Source organism: Candidatus Accumulibacter vicinus, assembly GCF_000584955.1.
GTDB lineage: Bacteria > Pseudomonadota > Gammaproteobacteria > Burkholderiales > Rhodocyclaceae > Accumulibacter > Accumulibacter vicinus.
Window position 1 is genome coordinate 100 of sequence record NZ_JDSS02000046.1, and the last position, 1,326, is coordinate 1,425.

The 1,326-nt window shown below is 56.3% G+C and carries 1 pseudogene; it reads left to right on the forward strand.

Annotation, left to right across the window (positions count from 1 at the left end):
- Nucleotides 1-190 precede the first annotated feature (190 nt).
- Nucleotides 191-1,305: pseudogene (locus CAPSK01_RS24075) on the forward strand (ISAzo13 family transposase).
- Nucleotides 1,306-1,326 lie beyond the last annotated feature (21 nt).

A 1,326-nucleotide genomic window follows, 5' to 3' on the forward strand; every position in this document is an offset into this window, starting at 1 on the left:
AGGCGATATCCTCTATTGTTCATACCGTTGTATGCGATACTTTCAGTAGATTATGAGGTTGGAGGTATTGCTGATGAGGGTCGCCACGGTAGCTGAAAGCAAGGTTTCTCTCGAAGCCGTCCATATTGAAGATATCCAGCTTGCTTCGAGCAAGATGACGGGGGCGGACCGTAGGGCGTTTCAGGCGGAGATGACGCTGAAATACTGCGGGGGCAGTGCTCGGCGCGCAGAGGACGTTTTCGGATGGAGTCGGCAGGCGGTGCAGCTTGGTCTGCATGAGAAACGTACCGGGATTGTTTGTCTGGGGCTCCACGCGTTCTGCTGCGGTGCGAAATTGTGGGAGGAGAAACACCCGGAAGTAGCGAAAGCCCTCTGGGAGCTGGCGGAAAGTCATGCCCAACAGGATCCGACTTTTCGCACGACTTTGTCATTTACCCGTTTGACCGCCGAGGAAGCCATCAAGCAGTTGCGAGCGCAGGGTTTTGCCGACGACGTGCTGCCCTCACGAAGCGGCATGTCGAACGTGCTGAACCGCAACGGGTACCGGCTGCGTCCGGTGCTCAAGGCCAAGCCCCAAAAAAAGTCCCCGAAACCGACGCCATCTTCGCCAATATCCGGGAACGTGACCGAGATTGCCAAGGCGAAGCCGTCATGCGCCTGAGCATGGACTGCAAGGCGACGGTGAATATTGGCGACTACTCGCGAGGAGGCAAGACGCGAGGCGATAACCAAGCGGCGGATCACGACATGGGTTGCGAAGAGAAACACACACCGTTTGGTGTCGTCGATGAAGACAAGGGGCACCTCTATCTGTCCTTCGGAAGCTCGGCGAAGACCAGCGATTTCATCATCGACAGCCTCTACGCGTGGTGGGAGAGTCAAGCGTCCGAAGAGCGTGCTCGCGTGACACACATCCAAATCAAGGCCGATAACGGACCGGAGAGCAATGGCCGGCGCACGCAATTTCTCAAGCGAATCGTCGAGTTTGCCGATCACATCGGCAAGTCCATCCGCCTCTTGTACTATCCGCCGTACCACAGCAAATACAATCCGGTGGAGCGTTGCTGGGGAATCCTGGAAAAGCACTGGAACGGTGCCAAGCTGGCAGACACCCAATCGATGTTGGAGTGGGCCAAGAGCATGACCTGGAAAGGCGTTCATCCCGTCGTCGAACTGAGCCGCACGGTCTATGAAAAAGGAATCTCCGTGGCCAAGGATGCCATGCAAGCTGTCGAGTCCAGGCTGGAACGAAACCCACTTCTACCCAAGTGGGACATCTTGATCCGACCGGCCTGTGCGGTATGAATATTCGTAGAGATCACCTTA